This window comes from Photobacterium sp. DNB22_13_2, from assembly GCF_052873915.1.
Genome location: NZ_JBNNXU010000026.1, coordinates 41962 through 64255, shown reverse-complemented (window position 1 = coordinate 64255; position 22294 = coordinate 41962). Strand labels below are relative to the sequence as shown.

Here is a 22294-nt window from a genome sequence, read left to right as displayed (position 1 = left end):
AGATTGCATGGTCAAATTGTTAAAGAACAATACTGATTGGTTAGCGGCTTAAGTTGCCGTTCTCCGTGTCAGTGAGGTCGCATTATAGAGAGTTCGATCACGTTGGCAAGGGGCATTTTTAAAAAAAATAACCAAAGCCGACAGTTCGAACAAAAAACAGACAAAGCCATCAAAAAGGCAGCTTAAAACGCCTTAAAGCGATCTGCAAACGCCTCTACTTTTTGCCAATCGGTATATTCGACTTCTTTACTGGTGTCGGTTTCCCCACCGGTAATACGCATAATGAGCTGAATCATCACCCGATCAAACCAGCCATAACGAGGATAACGCAACGCACCAGCAAACACGGCTTGTAATTCTGGCTGCCAAGGCGAACGCTTGAGGAAAGTCTTCATATATACACTTGTCTCTGGTGTATTCTTTCCTTCTTTGCGCGCCGTAAGGTTCACACAGAAAAAACCAACTTTTGCTTGTTTTAAAGCAAGCAGGTTTTTTTCTATAAATTGATATAGCTTTTTATTCAAATGCCCATAACGGATAGAGGCACCAATTAAGATGCGGCTATAATCTGCAAAATTTACAGAGGTTGCAGTATTCAAATCAACGAGTTCACAGACACAGTCTTCACCCAGCGCTTTTTCTATATGCTTTAAAATCTTAACTGTTTGGCCATCACTACTGGAGTGAAGCAATAATACCTTTTCCATACATTCCTCTATTAATTGCGCCAAAACGTTGGGGTAAATAACACTAATAACGTAAAGACTTCTAAACGACCAAAAAGCATCGAGATAATGAGTACCCACTTAGCCGGATCATTAACTTCACCAAAATGCACTGCCACTTCACCAAGGCCTGGTCCTAGGTTATTCAACGTAGCAGCCACCGCAGAGAAGGCGGTAAGCTCATCGAGACCAGTAGCAATCAATGCCAGCATACAGATCACAAACACCAGAGCATAAGCAGAGAAAAAACCCCAGACTGCATCGACCACTCGTTGTGGTAGGGCTTTATTACCCACCTTAATGGTATAAATAGCCCGCGGGTGAACTAGGCGCTTAAGTTCCCTGACACCTTGTAATAACAACAAAAACATCCTGATCACTTTGATCCCCCCGCCCGTTGAACCTGCACAGCCACCAACAAAGGAAGAAAACAACAATAAAACTGGCAGAAACAGGGGCCATTCTGAGAAACCTGTGGTGGTAAAACCTGCCGTGGTTGATATAGAGACAGTTTGGAACAGCGCCTGATCAAACGCATCATGATAAGAGTTATAAGAGTGGTGCTTAAGCAACATACCAAAGCAAATCAGGAACAAAATCAATTGTGATGCAAAAAAAGCCCGAAACTCCGGATCTCGCCAATAAGTACGCAGATGAATACCACCATTAGCAAACGCGGCAAAGTGCAATGAGAAATTACAGGCCGATATCAACAGGAACACAACAGTGATCATGTTAATCGTTGGGCTATTGAAATAGCCCATACTGGCATCATGAGTAGAAAAGCCCCCTATCGCCACGGTCGAAAAGCTATGGGCTATCGCATCAAACGCAGTCATACCTGCCAGCCAAAAGGCCAACGCACAACTAATGGTTAAAGCCAAATAGATGTACCAGAGAGCCTTGGCAGTCTCGGCAATACGCGGGGTCATCTTGCTATCTTTCACCGGGCCAGGAATTTCCGCCCGATATAGCTGCATTCCACCAATACCAAGCACAGGCAAGATGGCCACAGCCAAGACGATGATCCCCATGCCTCCAAACCATTGCAACATCTGGCGGTAAAATAAAATCGCCTTGGGAAGATAATCGAGCCCGACAATCACCGTAGCACCGGTTGTCGTCAGTGCCGAAAAGGATTCGAAAAAGGAATCAGTCGTGGACAAGTCGGGGGTTTTGGCCAAAATAAAAGGTACCGCACCGGCACTGCCAATAACTGTCCAGAACAGTACGACAATAAGAAAGCCATCCCTTGCCTTGAGCTCCCTGCGGTAATGTCGATTAGGCACCCACAGCAATGCACCACCCGAGAAAAGAAGAAAGAAAGTCACGACAAAAGGCAGACCTGCACCGTCGCGATAGATAAATGCCACCAACGCTGGCGCCAGCATGGTGACACTGAACAAGGCGAGCAGTAGCCCGACAATCCTGATAATGGAACGAAATTGCATTGCCTATTAGGCTCTCATCTATATATTGAAAAAATTAACAGAGCTACTCTGAACGATCTACCGCACTCACCTGCCCACTACTGCGACTAAAGAGTGTCGCACTGAATGCCTCGACCTGACGGCGATCCAATTCAACCACCAGCGTGACCCGCTGCCCATAGTCAGCTTCGATCTGGCGGCCAGCGAATTCCGTGATCAGTGACTCCACCAGAGATACCTGATTATACTCGCAGCTGATCAGCAGTTCCGAAGTTATTAACTTTTCTTTGGTTTGCAGCACAGTTAAAGCCTGTTGAACCCCACCGCCATAAGCTTTAACCAAGCCTCCGGTGCCCAGTTTTATGCCGCCAGAATAGCGGGTAACAACAGCAGTGATCTCTCCAACACCTGAGCCTGCTAACTGAGCCAAGATAGGTTTACCAGCCGTACCCGAGGGCTCACCATCATCACTGAAACCCCACTTCATCGAATCTTCAGGGCGCCCAGCAACAAAAGCCCAGCAATTGTGTCTGGCATCATGGTGTTTGTCTTTGATGTGCTGAACGAAAGCCTTAGCAGCCTCTACATTTGGGGTATGTGACAGATAGGTAATAAAGCGGCTTTTCTTAATGTCTTCTTCGAAAGTCGCACTGCTTGCCGGGATCAGGTAAGGCTCACTGACGGTCATATCCTGCCGTATTTCTCTGTTATAGGTGGAATAGATCAGGATACCACAACCCCAGTAGTTGCTGTAATTTGTCCTAGGGTTACACACAGACAAAAAAAGGAGGCAATTACCTCCCTTTTATATGCCAAAATAGTTACTGCGCTACATTAATTCCGTTTACTCGCTCCAAAGACACTTTTTCAACTTGAGTATCTTTTCCATTACTTCGAGCAGTTACAACTCCCATTGCTGTTGGAGGGCTTAAACAAAGCAACACCTTGGCCGACAAACACCAGCGACAACTGATGGGTATTGATAAATTGCTCATCGCCACAAATTAACAACAAAACAAAAAAGATTCAGATACCCCCAAAAAACCACCATCCATTTGAAATTAAGAAGAAAAAAAACGTCTCCACCACATAATTCTGATCTACCTCTCCTTTCCCGAACCACAAAAGTTAAACAAATGTTTTAAAAAGGTATTGTAATAGTTGCACAACAGGTTCAGACTATTATTTAACCTACTGACAGGTCAAACCAGTTAAATCAAATCCGGCACAGACCGGAACTCATGGAGATAGAAGATGATTTACCAAGGTGAAACCCTATCCGCTCGCTATCTAGAAGATGGCATCGCCGAGCTCAACCTCAATGCTCCCGGCGCAATCAACAAGTTCGATCTAAAAACCCTTGAAAGCTTCAATGAAGCCCTTAATGCTCTCTACCATCAGAGCGACCTCAAGGGCCTACTGATCACATCAAGCAAAGACGCGTTTGTCGTTGGGGCTGATATCACTGAATTTCTCAGCTTATTTACTAAGCCTGTAGAGGAGTTGTCACAGTGGGTAACCCATGCCAACGACATCTTCAATAAACTGGAAGACTTACCGGTTCCAACCCTGTCAGCCGTCAATGGACACGCTCTGGGGGGGGGGTGTGAGTGTATTCTGGCCACCGATCTACGTTTGGCCGATAGCAAAGCCCGCATCGGTTTGCCAGAAACCAAACTCGGTATCATGCCTGGCTTTGGTGGCACCGTCCGCCTGCCCCGCCTGATCGGTGCTGACTCCGCCATGGAGATCATCACCGCCGGTAAAGACAAAAAAGCCCTCGATGCCCTCAAGCTAGGCCTTGTCGATGGCGTTGTCGAACCTGAGCAATTACATTCTGCAGCACTGGCCATGCTGAAAGACGCTATTGCCGGTAAGCTAGACTGGCAATCACGCCGCACCCAGAAAAAAGCACCGCTGACTCTTAACAAAATCGAAGCGACCATGAGCTTTACCATGGCCAAAGGCATGGTTGCCCAAGTCGCCGGACCACATTACCCGGCGCCAATGGCTGCAGTGAAGGCCATCGAGGAAGCTGCAAGGTGCCAACGAGACGAAGCGCTGGCGATTGAAAACAAACATTTTGTCACCTTGGCTAAAACCGATGTCGCCAAATCACTGGTTGGGATCTTCCTCAACGACCAGTACATCAAGGGGCAAGCAAAAAAAGCGGCTAAAACCGGACAACCCACCAGCAAGGCTATGGTGCTAGGTGCCGGGATAATGGGTGGTGGCATAGCCTACCAATCGGCGCTCAAAGGCGTACCAGTACTGATGAAAGACATCAGCGATGCGTCCCTCGATCTCGGTATGGGAGAAGCAGCTAAGCTGCTGAACAAGCAGCTCGAACGCGGGCGTATTGATGGCCTAGGTATGGCAAAAGTCCTTAGCGGGATCACTCCAAGCCTACACTACGCTGGTGCAGAAGAGGCCGACATAGTGGTTGAAGCCGTGGTCGAAAACCCTAAAATCAAAGCGGCAGTACTTAGTGAAGTCGAAGGCTTGGTGGGTGAAAATACCGTACTAACCTCTAATACTTCGACGATCCCTATCAACTTACTCGCCAAGTCACTAAAACACCCAGAGAAGTTCTGTGGGATGCATTTCTTCAACCCAGTGCACCGTATGCCTTTGGTCGAAATTATCCGCGGTGAACAGACCTCTGACGAAACCATCAACCGAGTTGTCGCCTATGCCGCCAAGATGGGTAAATCCCCTATTGTGGTAAACGACTGCCCGGGGTTCTTCGTTAACCGTGTGTTGTTCCCTTACTTCGCCGGCTTTAGCCTGCTGCTACGCGACGGGGCCAACTTCCAGCAAATCGACAAAGTGATGGAGAAACAATTTGGCTGGCCAATGGGTCCAGCCTATCTATTGGATGTAGTCGGTATTGATACTGCGCACCATGCTCAGGCCGTGATGGCTGAAGGCTTTCCTGCGCGAATGGGCAAAGACTACAAAGATGGCGTCGATGTGATGTTCGAAAATGGCCGCTATGGTCAGAAGAGTGGACAAGGATTCTATGCCTACAGCACCGATCGCAAAGGTAAGCCAAAGAAAAACGCCGATCCGGATGTGGCCTCTTTGCTTTCGCCGGTCTCAGGCAATGCCTGTCAGTATGATGCTGAAGCAATCATTGCGCGAATGATGATACCAATGATCAACGAAGTGGTTCGCTGCCTAGAAGAAGGGATCATTGCCAGCCCAGCCGAGGCAGATATGGCACTGGTATATGGATTGGGCTTCCCTCCATTCCGTGGCGGCGTATTCCGCTACCTCGACACCCTTGGCGTGGCCAACTATGTCCAGCTGGCAGATAGCTATGCTCACCTTGGTGCTGTCTACGAAGTACCGGCAGGGCTGCGAGAGAAGGCCGCCCAAGACGGCCGCTACTACCCAGTATCGAGCAACGCGTGATCATGGCTTAAGGATGAGGAATTGAAAATGAATAACGTTGTAATCGTTGATTGTATCCGTACACCGATGGGTCGCTCAAAAGGCGGAGCCTACCGCCATGTCCGCGCAGAAGACTTGTCAGCCCACCTGATGAAAGGACTGCTGGCACGCAATCCACAAATTGATCCGGGCAGTATTGAAGATATCTACTGGGGCTGTGTCCAGCAGACACTGGAGCAAGGTTTCAATATTGGCCGCAACGCCGCTCTGCTCGCCGGGATCCCCCACACCGTTGGCGCAACAACCGTCAACCGCCTATGCGGCTCCTCTATGCAGGCGCTACATGATGCAGCCCGTGCGATCATGGTTGGCGATGCCGATACCTGTATCATCGGTGGGGTCGAACACATGGGCCACGTCCCAATGAACCACGGGGTCGACTTCCACCCTGGAATGTCAAAGTCCGTCGCAAAGGCGGCAGGAATGATGGGGCTGACGGCAGAAATGCTGGGGCGTATGCACGGTATCAACAGGGAAATGCAGGATGCCTTTGCTGCCCGCTCCCACCAGCGTGCCCATGCCGCCACGATAGAAGGCCGGTTTGCCAGCGAAATCCTTCCGACTGAAGGTCATGATGTCGATGGCCGCCTGACGCTATTGACTCAGGATGAGGTGATCCGCCCAGAGACCACAGCTGAGTCCCTAGCCAAACTGCGTCCAGTATTCGATCCGGTCAACGGCACTGTTACCGCTGGCTCTTCTTCTGCTTTATCTGATGGGGCTTCGGCCATGATGGTGATGAGCGAGGATAAAGCCAAGGCGTTGGGGCTGACGATCCGTGCCCGAGTCAAAGCCATGGCAATTGCCGGCTGCGATCCTTCCATTATGGGATATGGGCCGGTCCCGGCCAGTCAAAAAGCACTCAAGCGTGCAGGACTGACTATCGATGATATTGGCATGGTCGAACTCAATGAAGCCTTTGCCGCCCAGTCTTTGCCATGTGCCAAAGATCTCGGGCTGCTGGATGTAGTAGAAGAAAAGGTCAACCTCAATGGTGGTGCCATCGCCCTTGGTCACCCACTAGGATGCTCCGGTGCCCGAATCTCAACCACCCTCATCAATCTGATGGAGCATCAAGATGTTCAGTTTGGTCTTGCGACCATGTGTATCGGCTTAGGTCAGGGAATCGCTACCGTCTTCGAACGGATTGAGTAAGTTCCTGTTATTATTAACAAGCCCGCATTTGCGGGCTTTTTTTGATCTATACCCACTATGCGTAATAAACATAGATAAAATGATTAACTTTCATTTTATTCATAATTGTTTCAGGTCTACACTCATAACCAATTAAGACGCTTGTATAATTTGGAGCATCCCAATGTTTAAGGCACTAGTTCTAAACCAAGAAGAGAAAAAAACCATCGCAACTATCGAGCAGTTGGACGACAGCCATCTTCCTGAAGGTGATGTTCTGATTGATGTCGATTACTCTTCCCTGAACTACAAAGACGGCTTGGCCATCACAGGTAAAGGTAAGATCATCCGTAACTTCCCTATGGTGCCGGGTATTGACCTTGCTGGTACTGTCGTCAGCTCTGAAGATAACCGCTACCAGATCGGTGACAAAGTAGTTCTGACTGGCTGGGGTGTGGGTGAAAACCATTGGGGCGGCATGGCACAACGTGCTCGCCTAAAAGCTGATTGGCTGGTTCCACTACCAACAGGTTTTGACAGTAAGAAAGCGATGATGGTAGGTACCGCTGGTTTCACCGCTATGCTATGTGTGCAAGCGCTACTTGATGCAGATGTTAAACCTGAATCAGGTGAAATTCTTGTAACCGGAGCCAGTGGTGGTGTCGGCTCAGTCGCTGTTACTCTACTCGCACAACTAGGCTACAAAGTAGCAGCGGTAACTGGCCGCATAGAGCAGAACGGTCCGCTATTAGAGAAGCTAGGTGCGAGCCGCATTATTGACCGCACCGAATTCGAAGAACCAGCCCGTCCGCTTGAAAAGCAAATTTGGGCAGGTGCCGTCGATACGGTAGGTAGCAAAGTCTTAGCGAAAGTACTGGCACAGATGGACTACAACAGCGCAGTTGCAGCATGTGGTCTAGCAGGCGGTTTTGATCTGCCAACAACGGTTATGCCATTTATCTTGCGTAATGTCCGTCTGCAGGGTATTGACTCGGTAATGTGTCCAACAGAAAAGCGTATCGCGGCTTGGGAAAAGCTGGTTGAATTGTTGCCAGAGAGTTTCTACCAGCAAGCCTGTACCGAAGTTGAACTCGACGAAGCGCCTAAATATGCTGACGATATTACCAACGGTCAAGTAACCGGTCGTGTTGTGATCAAGCTGTAATTTTCCACGACAATATCGCAAGAAAAAGCCGGGATTAATCCCGGCTTTTTTGTACCTGTTTGTATATTCAGCCCAGCCCCATGTCATCAATTCGCTTGGCGATCAAACGGCTGCACTCCTCTTTTACAATCGCCCGCAACCACTCCTGGGCAGGCGAATGCTCACAGCGAGGGTGCCAGATCATTGAATAATCAAACGGCGTAAAGGCAAACGGCAATGGTTTCACAGCCAAGTCATAACGTTCAGCAACCAAATAGGCCAAATCGGCCGGGACAGTAATGATCAGCGGCATGGTATCGACAATGGCCAAAGCTGCCTCAAGGTGGTACGCCCGCAACACCATTTTACGCTTGGGCTGCCCCACCAAGGATTGCTCTATCAATGCCTTCACACCATCACTGATCGCAATCATCGCATGGGGATACGCCAAGTAATCCGCAAGGCTCATGTCGACATTGGCTAACGGGTGTTGCTTCGAGAGCAGGCACAACACACCGACCCGGCCGAGTATTTCGCTGCGCAGCGGCTCAACGGGTCCGGTTGGTCGGCATATGGCCAAGTCTGCCCCTTCATAGGTGAGCTGATCCGCCAACCGGTCATGCTGTAGCGGCAGGAACTCGAACGATACCTCCGGTGCCTCCTCGTAAATCCGCGGCAAAGCAAACGGCAAAATGGTCTGCATCGCGTAGTCCGTTGTCGCGATAGTAAAGGTTTGATCGCAGCAACGCGGATCGAACTCAACCGGAGAGAGTAACTGCCGCAGAGACTCCAGCGGATCACCCAATGCCCGATCAAACTCCAATGCCTTTTCGGTCGGGATCAAATGCTGGCCCTGACGGGTAAACAGCGGATCACCCAATAAATCACGCAACCGGCCCAGCACCCGGCTCATCGCCGACTGACTGAGGTTCAAACGGCTTGCGGCCTTGCTGACACTGCTTTCTTCTATCAGTACCCGCAACGCCACTAGCAAATTCAAATCACGGCGATAGATGTCTTCTAATTCCACAATGCGCTACCTTGGGAGGAGGTTTGGTATTATTCTATCGTGCAGATAAAAAAAATCCCGCTATAAAAGCGGGGAAGCCCAAGAAAACTGGGGGAGTGTAGTAGATATGCAATGTTAGCGTTCTTCTTCCTCGAGCTCGGGAGAATTGGTTAGCTCGAGCCAAAGTCCTAGCGCGGCGGCAATCAAACCTCCAAGCGCCATAAAGCTGGTGTTATCGGGCGCACGTAGCATCAGTGAGCAAAACGTGATGAAGCACAGTACGCTGTAAATAGTCAGGCGATCCATCTGAGTCAACATAAGTCCCTCCTAATCCTTCAGAAGATAAACGTTAATGACTTGTTAATCACGTTACACGTTTTGTTTTGATTTGCCAACACTTATTGATTAATTCTTGCCCATAAGTATGATCACAGTCTTCAACAGAAAATGTAGATGCTATGACCGCTATTTTTGACAATCCCACCCACAGTTTGGAAGCAGAAGGGCTTCGCTGCCCAGAGCCTGTGATGATGGTGCGTAAAACCGTAAGGAAAATGGCCGAAGGCGATACCCTGCTCGTCACTGCCGATGACCCTTCAACAACAAGGGATATTCCCAGTTTTTGCCGATTCATGGATCACACCTTAATCGCAGCCGAAACAGAAAGCCTTCCTTACCGTTATCTGATCAGAAAAGGCACCAACTGACCCCGATTAAAAAAGGCAGCTCGATGAGCTGCCTTTTTACTATTCAGATACCAGCTAATCGCTAATCATCATTTCGGTAAGAGTCACGCAATTGTCGGTTGGCCTTCTCAAGCTCGTGGCGCAAATCGCGGATCTCCTTTTTCATCGGTAACACATAGCGCAAGCGCACCAAAGCATCCACCGACAGGTAAGTCGTCACAATAGCTCCGACCACCATCGGTACCCACATGTCAGTCAGCACCATACCAAGAATGTTCAGCGCCAACGCAAAGTTGAATAACCAGAATTGACTCTGGGGTGATATTGCAAGAAAACGGTTCATAACCCCCTCCTGTACAGCGACAACCGTCCATAAGTTCTGATTTCAACATATCACGCTAACGTTCCCGACTCTGCTGCTAGGTTCACACTTTAATCCCTTGCTATCAAAGCGTCATATGGGCTTGTGAATAAGAACATAGATCCCGTCCGTTTCACGTGAAACACGCATTTGCCCGTTACATGCCAAACGCTGCAGCCAGTGCCAAGCCGAAAAACAAGGATGCAGTAATTTTACGGATCAGGCCCAACGGCATGCGCTCTGCAGACAGTTTACCGATCAACACCACTGGTACATTCGCCAACAACATACCTATGGTCGTTCCCAGTACAACCCACACCAGAGCATCGCTGTATTTGGCTCCCAGCATGGTGGTCGCCACTTGGGTTTTGTCACCAATTTCAGCAATAAAGAACGCAATAAAGCTGGCCACGAACGGGCCACGGTTCGACACGGCTTCGTCGTCATCCAATTTATCGGGGATCAGAATCCAACCGGCCATGGCGACAAAGCTCACCACCAAGACCCACTTGAGCACTTCAGGGGTTAGATAATCTGCCACTACAACGCCAAGCCAAGCGGCCAAGGCATGATTGGCAATGGTAGCAAAGAAAATTGCTAGAATGATGGGAATAGGTTTACGGTAGCGACTGGCCAGCAGCAATGACAACAATTGGGTTTTATCACCAATTTCCGCCAAGGCAACAGAAGTAATAGAGATAGCTAAAACACTCACGACATGCTCTTTGGGGCGAGGAAAATAACAAAAAACCACAGGTAAACGTGCACGCCCCACCCCGGTTCATGCTGGTTTACCGATGGTCTCGCCAAACTCACTAGTAGGATATACGTGAGTCACAAACGCCATGAAGATTTTGCTTCAATTATGTTGACGTTTATCTTGTCAGAACAAGAGGCTACTCCCCAAAGGAGCAGCAATTCTACACACAGTCCTTTGTAATCACAAGGCGCAAAAAAGGAGCCGCATGGGCTCCTTTTTTGCCAATCACTAAATGACCAGATATTAACCTTGCGGTGATAAAACGATCTCTACACGGCGATTTTGTGCACGGCCCTGCTCATTATCATTCGACGCAATAGGGTGCGACTCACCCATACCTTTGGTCACGAGACGATTGCTTGCTACACCGCCACGCAGTAGCTCATTGCTTACTTCACTGGCACGTACCTGTGAAAGACGAAGGTTATAAGAGGCAGCACCAGTGCTATCGGTAAAACCATACACGTTAAGCATGGTTTCATCATATTCTTTAGCAACTAACGCCACATTAGACAACGCCGTCTTTGCTTGGCCACTTAATGCCGTGTCATCTACACCAAAGGTGATAGTGTTTGGCATGTTAAGTACAATGTTATCGCCATCACGAGTTACGCTGATCCCGGTTGATTGCAATTGCTTACGCAGTTCAGCTTCCTGCACATCCATGTAGTAACCAATTCCGCCACCCAGCGCAGCACCCGAAGCTGCACCGATCAGGGCACCTTTCCCTCGGTCACTCTTGCTAGAAGAAGCCACGCCGATCGCCGCACCGGCAACAGCGCCAATGAGAGAGCCACTGGTCGCTTTTGCTGTTTGCTCTTCACCGGTATACGGGTTAGTCGTTGAACACCCAGTCGCCACCACAGCAGTTGCCGTAGCAAACACCAAGTTACGCATCCACTTGCTAGACTTAGCGCGATTAGTCAAATCCATATTGTTTACCTTTAGTCTTCTCGGCTATATGCCGATGTAATTGTGTGCAGCTTCTTTATAGCTCAAAGCTATTTCATTGGCGCCAGCATTGTATCTGTCTGCCAGCAGCAGATATCAGAACAATGTCAAAAAATCCGTTTGCCCTATCAGATCAGGCCTATTAATTTAAGCAAATTAAACAAAGATGACCAAAAAATATGCACTAGCCCTACTCGCTTAAGTGCTGCCGAGGTATACTGGATAGTTACTAAAAATCTCTCAATCCATTAATCACGCGAAGCTGACAATGCAGAAATACGATATTAAAACCTTTCAGGGCATGATCCTCGCGCTGCAGGATTACTGGGGCCAACAAGGTTGTACTATTGTGCAACCTCTGGACATGGAAGTCGGTGCAGGTACCTCTCACCCAATGACATGTCTTCGTGCTTTGGGTCCAGAACCAATTGCAGCGGCGTATGTACAGCCATCTCGCCGTCCTACCGACGGTCGCTACGGCGAAAACCCAAACCGCCTTCAGCACTACTACCAGTTCCAGGTGATCATCAAACCATCACCGGATAACATCCAGGAGCTATACCTAGGCTCGCTGGAAGCATTGGGCATCGACACCCAAATTCACGATATCCGCTTTGTAGAAGATAACTGGGAAAACCCAACATTGGGTGCCTGGGGTCTTGGCTGGGAAGTGTGGTTGAACGGTATGGAAGTGACTCAGTTTACTTACTTCCAACAAGTCGGCGGCCTTGAGTGTAAGCCGGTAACCGGTGAGATCACTTACGGTATCGAACGCTTGGCGATGTACATCCAGGGCGTTGACTCTGTGTACGATTTGGTTTGGACCGACGGCCCGCTAGGTAAAGTTACCTACGGTGACATCTTCCACCAGAACGAGGTGGAACAGTCTACATACAACTTCGAACATGCTGATGTTGATTTCCTATTCACCTTCTTCGACCAGTGCGAAAAAGAGTGTAAAGAACTGCTAGAGCTTGAGACGCCACTGTCGCTACCAGCATACGAGCGAATTCTGAAAGCCGGTCATGCCTTCAACTTACTTGATGCGCGTAAAGCCATCTCGGTTACCGAGCGCCAGCGCTACATCCTGCGTATTCGTAACCTGACCAAACAAGTTGCAGAAGCCTACTACGCATCTCGTGAAGCCCTAGGCTTCCCTATGTGTAAAACAAACAAGTAAGGATACGGCATGAGCGATATGAATTTCCTGATTGAACTCGGTACCGAAGAGCTACCACCAACGGCTCTACGTACCCTTGCCGAAGCGTTTGCAACTAACTTCGAATCTGAGCTACAAACTGCCGACCTTGCTCACCAAGGTGTGAAATGGTTTGCCGCTCCTCGCCGCTTGGCACTGAAGGTTTCAGCGCTAGCCGCTGGGCAGCCGGATAAAGTCGTCGAAAAACGTGGTCCTGCAGTTACAGCGGCATTCGATGCTGACGGTAACCCGACCAAAGCCGCTCAAGGTTGGGCGCGCGGTAATGGGATCACTGTTGACCAAGCTGAACGCTTGAAGACCGATAAAGGTGAATGGCTACTTTACAAGCAAGAAGTCAAAGGCAAGCCAGCGCAACAGTTGCTTTGCGATCTTGCTGCTGCAGCCCTGTCCAAGCTTCCTATCCCTAAACCGATGCGCTGGGGTGACAAAGAAACCCAGTTTATCCGTCCGGTTAAAACACTCACCATGCTGTTGGGAGAAGAGCTGATCCCTGGCACGATTCTGGGTGTTGAGTCTGCACGCGTGATCCGCGGTCACCGCTTCATGGGTGAGGCTGAGTTTACTATCGACAATGCTGACCAATACCCAGCGCTTCTTGAAGAGCGCGGTATGGTGATGGCTGATTACGAAGCGCGTAAAGCTATCATCCTTGAGGGTGCACAAAAAGCCGCTGAAGAAGTTGGTGGTATTGCCGATCTCGAAAACGACCTGGTTGAAGAAGTCACTTCTTTGGTTGAATGGCCAGTGGTTCTGACTGCCTCGTTCGAACAAGACTTTTTGAATGTACCTTCTGAAGCCTTGGTTTACACCATGAAAGGTGATCAGAAGTACTTCCCGGTCTACGATGCAGACGGTAACCTTCTACCGAAGTTTATCTTCGTGTCGAATATCATTTCGAAAGACCCAAGCCAGATCATCAGCGGTAACGAGAAAGTGGTTCGCCCTCGCCTAGCGGATGCAGAGTTCTTCTTCAATACTGACCGTAAGCGACCGTTGATCGAACGCCTGTCTGAACTTGACGGTGTTTTGTTCCAGAAGCAACTAGGCTCTCTGCGCGACAAGACAGACCGTATCACCGCCCTGGCTGGCTACATTGCCCAGCAAATCGGTGGTGATGTCGAGCATGCTGAACGTGCAGGCTTGCTGTCTAAATGTGACTTGATGACCTCAATGGTATTTGAGTTCACCGACACCCAAGGTGTGATGGGCATGCACTATGCACGCCACGACGGTGAAGCGGAAGAAGTCGCTGTTGCACTGAATGAACAGTACATGCCTCGCTTTGCCGGTGATGACCTACCAAGCAGTAATGTCTCTGCTGCCGTTGCGATGGCTGATAAGCTAGATACCTTAGTGGGTATCTTCGGTATCGGTCAGGCACCAAAAGGGAGTGACCCATTTGCCCTTCGCCGTGCCGCATTGGGTATCCTGCGTATCATCGTAGAAAAAGGTTACAACCTCGACCTTATCGATCTGATTGGTAAAGCGCGCGAACTGCTGGCTGACAAACTTACCAACCAAAACGTCGAAGCTGAAGTTATCGACTTCATGCTTGGCCGTTTCCGTGCTTGGTACCAAGACGAAGGCCACAGTGTTGATGTGATCCAGGCAGTATTGGCACGACGCCCTACCCAGCCGGCTGACTTCGACAAGCGTGTTAAAGCCGTTAGCCACTTCCGTTCGCTTGATGCCGCAGAGTCACTGGCAGCAGCAAACAAGCGTGTAGGCAATATCCTGGCGAAGTTCGATGGCGAATTATCCGCTGAAATCAACCGTGAGCTTTTGGTTGAAGACGCTGAAAAAGCATTGGCAGAAAACGTTGAAACCATGCTGGCTTCACTAACGCCAATCTTCGACAACGGTGACTATCAGCAAGCACTATCTGAACTAGCGACCCTACGTGAAGCCGTGGATGCTTTCTTTGATAACGTTATGGTTATGGCTGATGATGAGCAACTGAAAGTGAACCGCCTAACGATGCTTAACCTGCTTCGTAACGAGTTCCTTAAAGTCGCAGATATCTCGCTTCTGCAAAAGTAATATCGCTTTACCAACAGATATTCTTTGCTAGAGCCCCAGTTTCTACTGGGGCTTTTTTTATGTCGGTTTCAAAACAAGATTGTGCTTATCTCCCCGCCATCTCATCCACAAATAAAGACCTCCAGCCAATCCCATCGTTGCTGCAACTTGGTGGTTTCACGTGAAACAGGCTTCACCACAAAATGAAAATCAAATACTCCCTCTTTGTTTCACGTGGAACATTAAACTAATACCATCAGTTCAACTTCCCCAACTACCGCGTATAAACAAGCGTCAGTAAAGGTTATATGAGTGATTAAGCTAGAGCAGGAAAATCAGGTATTACAAAGGGTTTAATAAAATACGTTGTTAAGGTATGTTGACGAACAGCACAACATAAACCATAACCATATCGAATAAGATAAATACAGCACACCGAGGTCAGACGTAAAGATGGAGTTTTCTACATTTGGTGACAAGTTCGCCCGCTACTCAGGTATCACCCAGTTGATGGATGATTTGAACGACGGATTACGCAACCCCGATGCCATCATGCTCGGCGGGGGTAACCCAGCCCAGATCCCTGAAATGGTAGAGTACTTCAACCAGCTCTGTAGCCAAATGGCCACCACCGGTGAGCTTACCCAGGCACTGACCAATTACGACGGACCACAAGGCAAAAATGTATTCATCAACGCCCTCGCCAAATTGCTCAGCTCACGCTATGGCTGGGACATCAGCGCCAAAAATATTGCCCTGACCAACGGTAGCCAAAGTGCCTTCTTTAACTTGTTCAATCTACTCGCTGGTAAATTCGAGAACGGTAAAAAGAAAAAAATCTTATTGCCACTGGCACCGGAATACATCGGTTACGGTGACTCCGGCCTGAGTGATGATATGTTTATTTCATACAAACCGGAAATCAGCCTGCTTGATAACGGATTGTTCAAATACCATGTCGACTTCAACCACTTGGTGGTCGATGACAGTATTGGGGCTATCTGTGCCTCACGTCCTACCAACCCTACCGGCAATGTCTTGACCGACGGTGAAATCCAGCACCTAGATCAGCTTGCACGCGAGCATGACATCCCACTGATCATTGACAATGCCTATGGCATGCCATTTCCCGATATCATTTTTGAAGAGGTCACCCCACTTTGGAATGACAACACTATCTTGTGTATGAGCCTGTCCAAGCTTGGGTTGCCCGGTGTACGTTGCGGTATTGTGGTCGCCAAAGAAGAGATAGCGACGGCTATTGCCAATATGAACGGAGTGCTCAGCCTAGCACCTGGTAGCGTCGGCCCTGCCCTTGGCTATAAGATGATTGAGCAGAACGATTTGATGCGACTAAGTGAAGACGTCATAAAACCTTTCTACTTACGTAAGTCCAAGCATGCCGTGGAAATGCTGCAACAAGCCATTACTGACCCTAGATTCAGGATCCACAAACCGGAAGGGGCAATGTTCCTGTGGCTATGGTTCGAGGATTTGCCCATCAATACCATTGAACTATACCGCCGACTCAAGGCCCGTGGTGTGCTGATTGTTCCCGGCGAGTACTTCTTTATTGGCTTGGATGAAGACTGGCAACATGGCCATGAATGCCTGCGGATGAATTATGTTCAAGAAGATGATGTGATGCGAAGAGGCATCGACATTATTGCTGAAGAAGTAGAAAAAGCGTATCAAGGACTCTGATGAGCTAGCCCTCCCTCTCGAGGAATACTCACACAAGACAGGCTACCTAAGGTAGCCTGTTTTTATTTATCCGTCCGTATCAACAAGACCGCGTTAGACCATCAGCTTGTAACACCCTACCCATAAGCTATCGCCTACGTTCAAACTTTAATTGATATGGTTTTATCAGAGAGGTAACAGGCTGGATGCCAACACAGTTTCACGTGAAACATAGAAAGGCTGGTTCGCTACCGATTCAATGCAGGATAAGTTGTCACTAACAAGGAATACAAAAAAGGCCAGCACCATGGCTGACCTTTCACTTCTCTATGGGCTAATCAGGAGCAGTCCCGATCACTCGCCTTCTAACAGACGGCTGCCGTTAATCGCTATCTTGCGAGGCTTTTGCTCTTCAGGGATCTCACGTTCGAGGTCAATATGAAGTAGGCCATTTTCCATTTCGGCTCCAACGACTTTTACGTAGTCGGCCAACTGGAATTTACGCTCAAAGTCGCGCTCGGCGATACCTTGATAAAGGTACTGACGCTCAGTATCACCTGTGGCTTCACGGGTACCACGGACAATCAGTTTGTTTTGTTGCTGGGTGATATCCAGATGCTCATCAGCAAAGCCGGCCACTGCCATAGTAATGCGGTAATGGTTCTCGTCTTGTTGCTCAATGTTATACGGTGGGTAGCCAGCGTTGGCATTCGTTGCTGATTTTTCCATTTGGTTGAACAGACGATCAAAGCCGATAGCAGAGCGGTATAGAGGAGTGAAATCTAGGTTTCGCATATAGTTTATCCTTCTTTAGAAGCAATAGAATTTACGATTGAATTGTCGAAGTGGCTTTCCTTTTGCGGACAAGCCGGTTGCAGGCCCAACCTGTGGCACCATGCTCTTCATTAATAGATATAGGGGTGACCAAATGTCATTCCAACCCCTATCGCAAAAATTATTTTTGTTTCCTCTCCGCCTCGCCTAAACACTAACCTTGGACGTATATCGGCCACTATGTACTTACCACGCAACCAGAGTTCCAAAAAAAACGCCGCACGAATGTGCGGCGCTTTCAATCTTGCTCATGCGAGTGGATATTAGATATCCAAGTTTGCATTCAGGGCGTTAGCTTCAATAAAGTTACGACGAGGCTCTACATGATCACCCATCAAAGTCGTAAACAATTCATCGGCTGCAACCGCATCGTTGATGTTTACCTGCATCATGCGACGGGTTTCTGGATCCATAGTGGTTTCCCACAACTGATCTGGGTTCATCTCGCCTAGACCTTTGTATCGCTGTAGAGAAAGACCACGGCGTGACTCTTTTATCAACCAGTCTAGCGCTTCTTTGAAGCTGGTGACCGGCTGCTTGCGTTCACCACGCTGAACATAGGCAGACTCGTCAAGTAACTCAAACAACGCTTCAGATAAATCCGCTAGCTTGCTGTACTCTTTCGAGTTAAGCAAATCAGCACTCAGCAAGTATTCATGTTCAACACCATGGGTACGAACGATAACTTTCGGCAACCACAGGCCGCTTTCCTCATCGCGCACAACCTCGAAGCTGTACTGGCTCTCACCAGATTGCTTAGCATTCAGTGCAAGGATCAGTGCTTTCACCCAACCTTCAACATCGCTTTCGCTGTTAAGCATCTCGGCAGACAAACGTGGTTGATAGATAAACTCATTGAGCATCAGTATCGGGTAGCGACGGCTCATGCGCTCAACCAGTTTGGTGGCACCGTTGAATTGCTTAACCAACGTTTCAAGAGCTTCACCAGAAATCGCAGGTGCATCTTCTGAAGTAAACAGTGCTGCGTTGTCCAATGCCAGGGTCACCTGGTACTGACCCATATCTTCGTCATCCTGGATGTATTGCTCTTGCTTACCCTTCTTCACTTTGTACAGTGGAGGCTGGGCAATATAGATGTGGCCACGCTCGATAAGCTCTGGCATTTGACGATAGAAGAACGTCAGCAACAGCGTACGGATGTGGGAACCATCGACATCAGCATCTGTCATGATGATGATGTTGTGGTAACGCAGTTTATCCGGGTTGTACTCGTCGCGACCGATACCACAGCCCATTGCCGTAATGAGCGTTGCAACTTCCTGAGAAGACAGCATCTTATCGAAGCGTGCTTTCTCAACGTTCAGGATCTTACCTTTAAGCGGTAGGATAGCCTGGTTCTTACGGTTACGACCCTGCTTGGCACTACCGCCCGCAGAGTCACCCTCCACTATGTATAGTTCAGAGAGGGCTGGATCTTTTTCCTGACAATCGGCTAGTTTGCCCGGTAGGCCGGCGAGATCGAGCGCGCCTTTACGACGAGTCATTTCACGCGCTTTACGCGCCGCTTCACGGGCACGAGAGGCGTCGATAATCTTAGAACAAACGGTCTTGGCATCTGCTGGGTTTTCCAGAAGGAATTCACTCAGCTTCTCACCCATGGTTGATTCAACGGCCGGCTTAACTTCACTCGATACCAGCTTGTCTTTGGTCTGGCTTGAGAACTTAGGATCCGGCACTTTCACCGACACAACCGCCGTCAGGCCTTCACGGGCATCGTCACCCGATGTCGCCGTTTTGGCTTTCTTCGAATAACCTTCTTTGTCCATGAAGTTATTCAAGGTACGGGTCAACGCACCACGGAAACCTGCCAGGTGGGTACCACCATCACGCTGTGGGATATTGTTGGTGAAACAGTAAATGTTTTCCTGGAAGCCATCATTCCACTGCATCGCCACTTCAACACCGATACCGTCTTCACGGGTGAAATCAAAGTGGAATACTTTCGGGTGGATAGGCGTTTTATTGCGGTTCAAGTGCTCAACAAAGGCACGGATACCACCTTCGTACATGAAGTGATCTTGCTTGTCTTCTTCACGCTCGTCGATCAGACGGATAGACACACCTGAATTCAGGAAAGACAGTTCACGTAGGCGTTTGGCCAGAATTTCATAATGGAATTCGATGTTTGTGAAGGTTTCAGCACTTGGCCAGAAACGGATGCGGGTACCGGTTTTGTCGGTATCGGCAATCACACCTAGAGGTGCTTCAGGCTCACCATGACGGTAAATCTGCTGGTGTACAGCACCACCGCGGTTAATCGTCAGTTCCACTTTTTCAGACAGGGCGTTCACCACTGACACACCTACCCCGTGCAGACCACCGGATACCTTGTAGGAGTTGTCATCGAACTTACCACCGGCGTGAAGTACCGTCATGATAACTTCCGCTGCCGACACGCCTTCTTCAGGGTGCAATTCAGTCGGGATACCACGACCATCATCACTGACAGATACAGATCCATCTTCGTGGATGGTGACAATGATATCTTCACAGTGGCCAGCAAGAGCTTCATCGATAGAGTTATCGACTACCTCAAATACCATGTGGTGCAAGCCTGTACCGTCATCGGTATCGCCAATATACATCCCTGGGCGCTTACGTACCGCATCAAGGCCCTTAAGTACCTTGATACTTGATGAATCGTAGTTGTTGGACATTGAGTTACTCTCGCTTAAATTATCCTGCGGTTATTTTACCGTGTTCCACATGAAACATCTTGCCATTTTCATCATGCATTTCTGCTATTTGCTCAATGCTGATTGCACTGATAAAAACTTGCGCCCCGGTCTCTTTCAACCGCTGCGCCAACAGTGCCCGACGATGGCTATCCAGCTCGGAAGCAAAATCATCAATTAAATATATACACTGCTTACCCGTTGCTTCGGTCAGGTGCAATCCTTGCGCGAGGCGCAAAGCACACACCATCAGCTTGAGCTGACCTCGGGAAAGCACATCCTCTACTGGGGTGCCGGCCACTTTCACTCGCAAGTCCGCTTTGTGCGGCCCGCTGGCGGTGTAACCCAATTGGCTATCCCGTTCAAAATTACGCTGAAGCAGTTCAGCATAAGGGGTGTCTTTTTCCCAACCTCGGTAGTACCCGAGTTGGATATCAAATTCCGGCAAAAAGATTTCGCAGATCTCTTTGGCTTTGAGCTTTACGGCATCAAGATAGTCATGGCGCCATTGCGAAATCTGTTCCGCCAAAACACTGAGCTCCTGATCCCAGTAGCTCAATTCACGATAATACCGAGCGGTTTTGAGCAAGGCATTGCGCTGTTTGGTTAACCGTTTTACTCGCATCCAGGCATGGTAGAACTGCGGTTCCACGTGAAACACGCCCCAATCAATAAAGGCGCGGCGGAACTTCGGTCCACCAATCAATAAGTCAAAGCCTTCCGGCGTGATTAGTTGCAAAGGCAGCAGTTGGGCCAATTGGGCTAACTTTTGGTTCCCTTCACCACCAATTTTAAGCTCGGTGGTGCCATCACGCTTCTTGTTGATGCCAACAGGTAGTTCGATAGCTGAAGGGGATTGCAACCGGCCATGGACAAACAGCTGTTGCTGCTCATGACGGATCACCCTGCCTGTCAGGTGACTGCGGAACGAACGGCCATGGCCGAGGTAGTGGATCGCTTCTAAAACACTGGTCTTGCCGCTGCCATTGGCCCCAACAAGAAAATTGAAGCCTGGCGACAACAACAAGTCACAGGCTTCAATGTTTCGAAAATCTTTGACGATCAGGCGTGTTAGCGACATGACCCTACAGCCTAATTGGCATCACCACATACATGGCTTCGCCGCTGGCACTGTCTTCCAGCAAGGCACTGGCATTGGCATCGGTCAGCGACCAGCGTACCTGCTCACATTTAAGAGTATTAAGTACATCAAGCACATAACTAACGTTGAAACCAATTTCGAGTGCTTCGCCCTGGTAGTCGACGTCCAAAAACTCTTCGGCTTCTTCCTGCTCAGGGTTATTGGCAGTAATGCGCATCTCACCCGGAGAAAGGTTCACTCTCACGCCGCGGAACTTTTCATTCGATAAGATAGCAGCACGGGAGAAAGCCTTACGCAATTCGTCACAGCTCGCCTCGACCACCTTATTGCTGTTCTGCGGCATCACGCGGCGGTAATCAGGGAAGCGACCATCAACCAGCTTGGAAGTGAAGATATAGTTATTCACTTCGGCACGGATATTGGAATGACCAATTTGCAGACGGATCTCTTCATCAGGGCTATCGAGCAGACGCATCAGCTCCATGACCCCTTTACGTGGGACAATGATCTGCTTGGCTGGCAACACATCATTTGTCGCCACTGCACACACTGCCATTCGGTGGCCATCGGTAGCTACCGAACGCAATTGCTGGCCATCTGTTTCAAACAGCATACCATTTAGATAGTAACGGACATCCTGATGAGCCATCGAAAATTGGGTGCTATCGATAAGCTGCCGCATCTGGCCTTGAGGCAGGGTAATTTCTACTTCACTCTGCCAATCTTCGATATTTGGAAAATCTGCCGCAGGCAGTACTGATAGCGTATAGCGGCTACGGCCAGAGCGGATGATGGCGCGATCACCTTCGAGGGAGACAGAGATATTGGCACTGTCTGGCAAGCCACGGCAAATATCTAGGAATTTGCGCGACGGGACGGTTACAGCCCCCTCTTCAACATCCCCTTCCAGGGCCAGCTTGGCAATCATCTCAACTTCAAGGTCGGTACCCGTCATAGACAGGCAACCCTGCTCAACAACCAACAGAATATTACCGAGGATAGGCAATGAAGGGCGGCTCCCCAATGCACCAGAGACCTGCTGCAGGGGTTTTAATAGCTGTTCGCGTGCAACTGTAAATTTCATA

General features: G+C 49.1%; 19 protein-coding genes and 1 riboswitch. Of the genes, 7 read left to right on the top strand and 12 right to left on the bottom strand.

The window, feature by feature from the left end:
- Positions 1 to 182: 182 nt before the first annotated feature.
- Genes hemG through ACVA58_RS24865 form a run of 3 tightly spaced genes read right to left on the bottom strand, consistent with a single transcriptional unit; the run spans position 183 to position 2843 of the window.
- Entirely contained in the window at positions 183 to 707 is a 525-nt protein-coding gene (gene hemG / locus ACVA58_RS24875) for a menaquinone-dependent protoporphyrinogen IX dehydrogenase (RefSeq protein WP_446512956.1), read from the bottom strand.
- An 11-nt stretch (positions 708 to 718) separates the two neighbouring features.
- On the bottom strand, positions 719 to 2176 hold the full coding sequence (locus ACVA58_RS24870; protein ID WP_446512955.1) for a TrkH family potassium uptake protein: 1458 nt from the start codon (positions 2174 to 2176) through the stop codon (positions 719 to 721).
- A gap of 43 nt (positions 2177 to 2219) precedes the next feature.
- Positions 2220 to 2843, bottom strand: a complete 624-nt coding sequence (locus tag ACVA58_RS24865; protein ID WP_446512954.1) for a YigZ family protein — start codon at positions 2841 to 2843, stop codon at positions 2220 to 2222.
- Positions 2844 to 3409: 566 nt separating this feature from the next.
- Here ACVA58_RS24865 and fadB point away from each other — a divergent pair.
- The 3 genes from fadB (at position 3410) to acuI (ending at position 7910) form a co-directional block, all read left to right on the top strand.
- On the top strand, positions 3410 to 5572 hold the full coding sequence (fadB, locus tag ACVA58_RS24860; protein ID WP_446512953.1) for a fatty acid oxidation complex subunit alpha FadB: 2163 nt from the start codon (positions 3410 to 3412) through the stop codon (positions 5570 to 5572).
- A 27-nt stretch (positions 5573 to 5599) separates the two neighbouring features.
- The gene (gene fadA / locus ACVA58_RS24855) at positions 5600 to 6766 is read left to right on the top strand and encodes an acetyl-CoA C-acyltransferase FadA (RefSeq protein WP_446512952.1); all 1167 of its coding nucleotides are present in this window, start codon (positions 5600 to 5602) and stop codon (positions 6764 to 6766) included.
- Between the two features lie 163 nt (positions 6767 to 6929).
- Positions 6930 to 7910: an acrylyl-CoA reductase (NADPH) gene (acuI, locus tag ACVA58_RS24850; protein WP_446512951.1), complete on the top strand. Its 981-nt coding sequence runs from the start codon at positions 6930 to 6932 to the stop codon at positions 7908 to 7910.
- A gap of 67 nt (positions 7911 to 7977) precedes the next feature.
- On the opposite strand, the gene ACVA58_RS24845 is transcribed toward acuI, so the two are convergent.
- Together ACVA58_RS24845 and ACVA58_RS24840 are read right to left on the bottom strand one after the other, a co-directional pair.
- Positions 7978 to 8919, bottom strand: coding sequence for a LysR family transcriptional regulator (locus tag ACVA58_RS24845; RefSeq protein ID WP_446512950.1), 942 nt, complete (start codon positions 8917 to 8919; stop codon positions 7978 to 7980).
- Positions 8920 to 9033: 114 nt separating this feature from the next.
- Entirely contained in the window at positions 9034 to 9216 is a 183-nt protein-coding gene (locus tag ACVA58_RS24840) for a hypothetical protein (protein ID WP_446512949.1), read from the bottom strand.
- Between the two features lie 140 nt (positions 9217 to 9356).
- Here ACVA58_RS24840 and tusA point away from each other — a divergent pair, with 140 nt between their 5' ends.
- Entirely contained in the window at positions 9357 to 9605 is a 249-nt protein-coding gene (gene tusA / locus ACVA58_RS24835) for a sulfurtransferase TusA (protein WP_255042792.1), read from the top strand.
- A 61-nt stretch (positions 9606 to 9666) separates the two neighbouring features.
- Here tusA and ACVA58_RS24830 read toward each other — a convergent pair whose 3' ends face one another.
- The 3 genes from ACVA58_RS24830 to ACVA58_RS24820 all read right to left on the bottom strand — a co-directional run bounded on the left by ACVA58_RS24830 (position 9667) and on the right by ACVA58_RS24820 (position 11638).
- Positions 9667 to 9927 carry a hypothetical protein gene (locus ACVA58_RS24830; protein WP_446512948.1) on the bottom strand — a complete coding sequence of 87 codons (261 nt, stop codon included), beginning with the start codon at positions 9925 to 9927 and terminating at the stop codon, positions 9667 to 9669.
- Between the two features lie 175 nt (positions 9928 to 10102).
- Positions 10103 to 10660, bottom strand: a complete 558-nt coding sequence (locus ACVA58_RS24825) for a TMEM165/GDT1 family protein (RefSeq protein WP_428657019.1) — start codon at positions 10658 to 10660, stop codon at positions 10103 to 10105.
- 93 nt (positions 10661 to 10753) lie between these two features.
- A riboswitch (yybP-ykoY riboswitch) is annotated at positions 10754 to 10855 on the bottom strand.
- A gap of 93 nt (positions 10856 to 10948) precedes the next feature.
- Complete coding sequence (locus ACVA58_RS24820) at positions 10949 to 11638, bottom strand: OmpA family protein (RefSeq protein WP_446512947.1); 690 nt, start codon at positions 11636 to 11638, stop codon at positions 10949 to 10951.
- Between the two features lie 286 nt (positions 11639 to 11924).
- Between ACVA58_RS24820 and glyQ the strand changes: the two genes are divergently transcribed.
- From glyQ to ACVA58_RS24805, 3 genes are all read left to right on the top strand, one after another.
- A complete protein-coding gene (gene glyQ, locus ACVA58_RS24815; RefSeq protein WP_446512946.1) occupies positions 11925 to 12836 on the top strand; it encodes a glycine--tRNA ligase subunit alpha in 912 nt (303 codons plus the stop codon).
- 9 nt (positions 12837 to 12845) lie between these two features.
- Positions 12846 to 14915, top strand: coding sequence for a glycine--tRNA ligase subunit beta (glyS, locus tag ACVA58_RS24810; RefSeq protein ID WP_446512945.1), 2070 nt, complete (start codon positions 12846 to 12848; stop codon positions 14913 to 14915).
- A gap of 432 nt (positions 14916 to 15347) precedes the next feature.
- Positions 15348 to 16598 (top strand): valine--pyruvate transaminase, encoded by a 1251-nt coding sequence (locus tag ACVA58_RS24805; protein ID WP_446512944.1) that lies wholly within the window; start codon positions 15348 to 15350, stop codon positions 16596 to 16598.
- A 333-nt stretch (positions 16599 to 16931) separates the two neighbouring features.
- Here ACVA58_RS24805 and ibpA read toward each other — a convergent pair whose 3' ends face one another.
- From ibpA to dnaN, 4 genes are all read right to left on the bottom strand, one after another.
- On the bottom strand, positions 16932 to 17372 hold the full coding sequence (gene ibpA, locus ACVA58_RS24800; RefSeq protein ID WP_446512943.1) for a small heat shock chaperone IbpA: 441 nt from the start codon (positions 17370 to 17372) through the stop codon (positions 16932 to 16934).
- A 302-nt stretch (positions 17373 to 17674) separates the two neighbouring features.
- Positions 17675 to 20089 (bottom strand): DNA topoisomerase (ATP-hydrolyzing) subunit B, encoded by a 2415-nt coding sequence (gene gyrB / locus ACVA58_RS24795; RefSeq protein ID WP_446512942.1) that lies wholly within the window; start codon positions 20087 to 20089, stop codon positions 17675 to 17677.
- A gap of 19 nt (positions 20090 to 20108) precedes the next feature.
- Positions 20109 to 21188: a DNA replication/repair protein RecF gene (gene recF / locus ACVA58_RS24790; protein ID WP_446512941.1), complete on the bottom strand. Its 1080-nt coding sequence runs from the start codon at positions 21186 to 21188 to the stop codon at positions 20109 to 20111.
- Positions 21189 to 21192: 4 nt separating this feature from the next.
- Entirely contained in the window at positions 21193 to 22293 is a 1101-nt protein-coding gene (dnaN, locus tag ACVA58_RS24785; RefSeq protein WP_446512940.1) for a DNA polymerase III subunit beta, read from the bottom strand.
- Position 22294 lies beyond the last annotated feature (1 nt).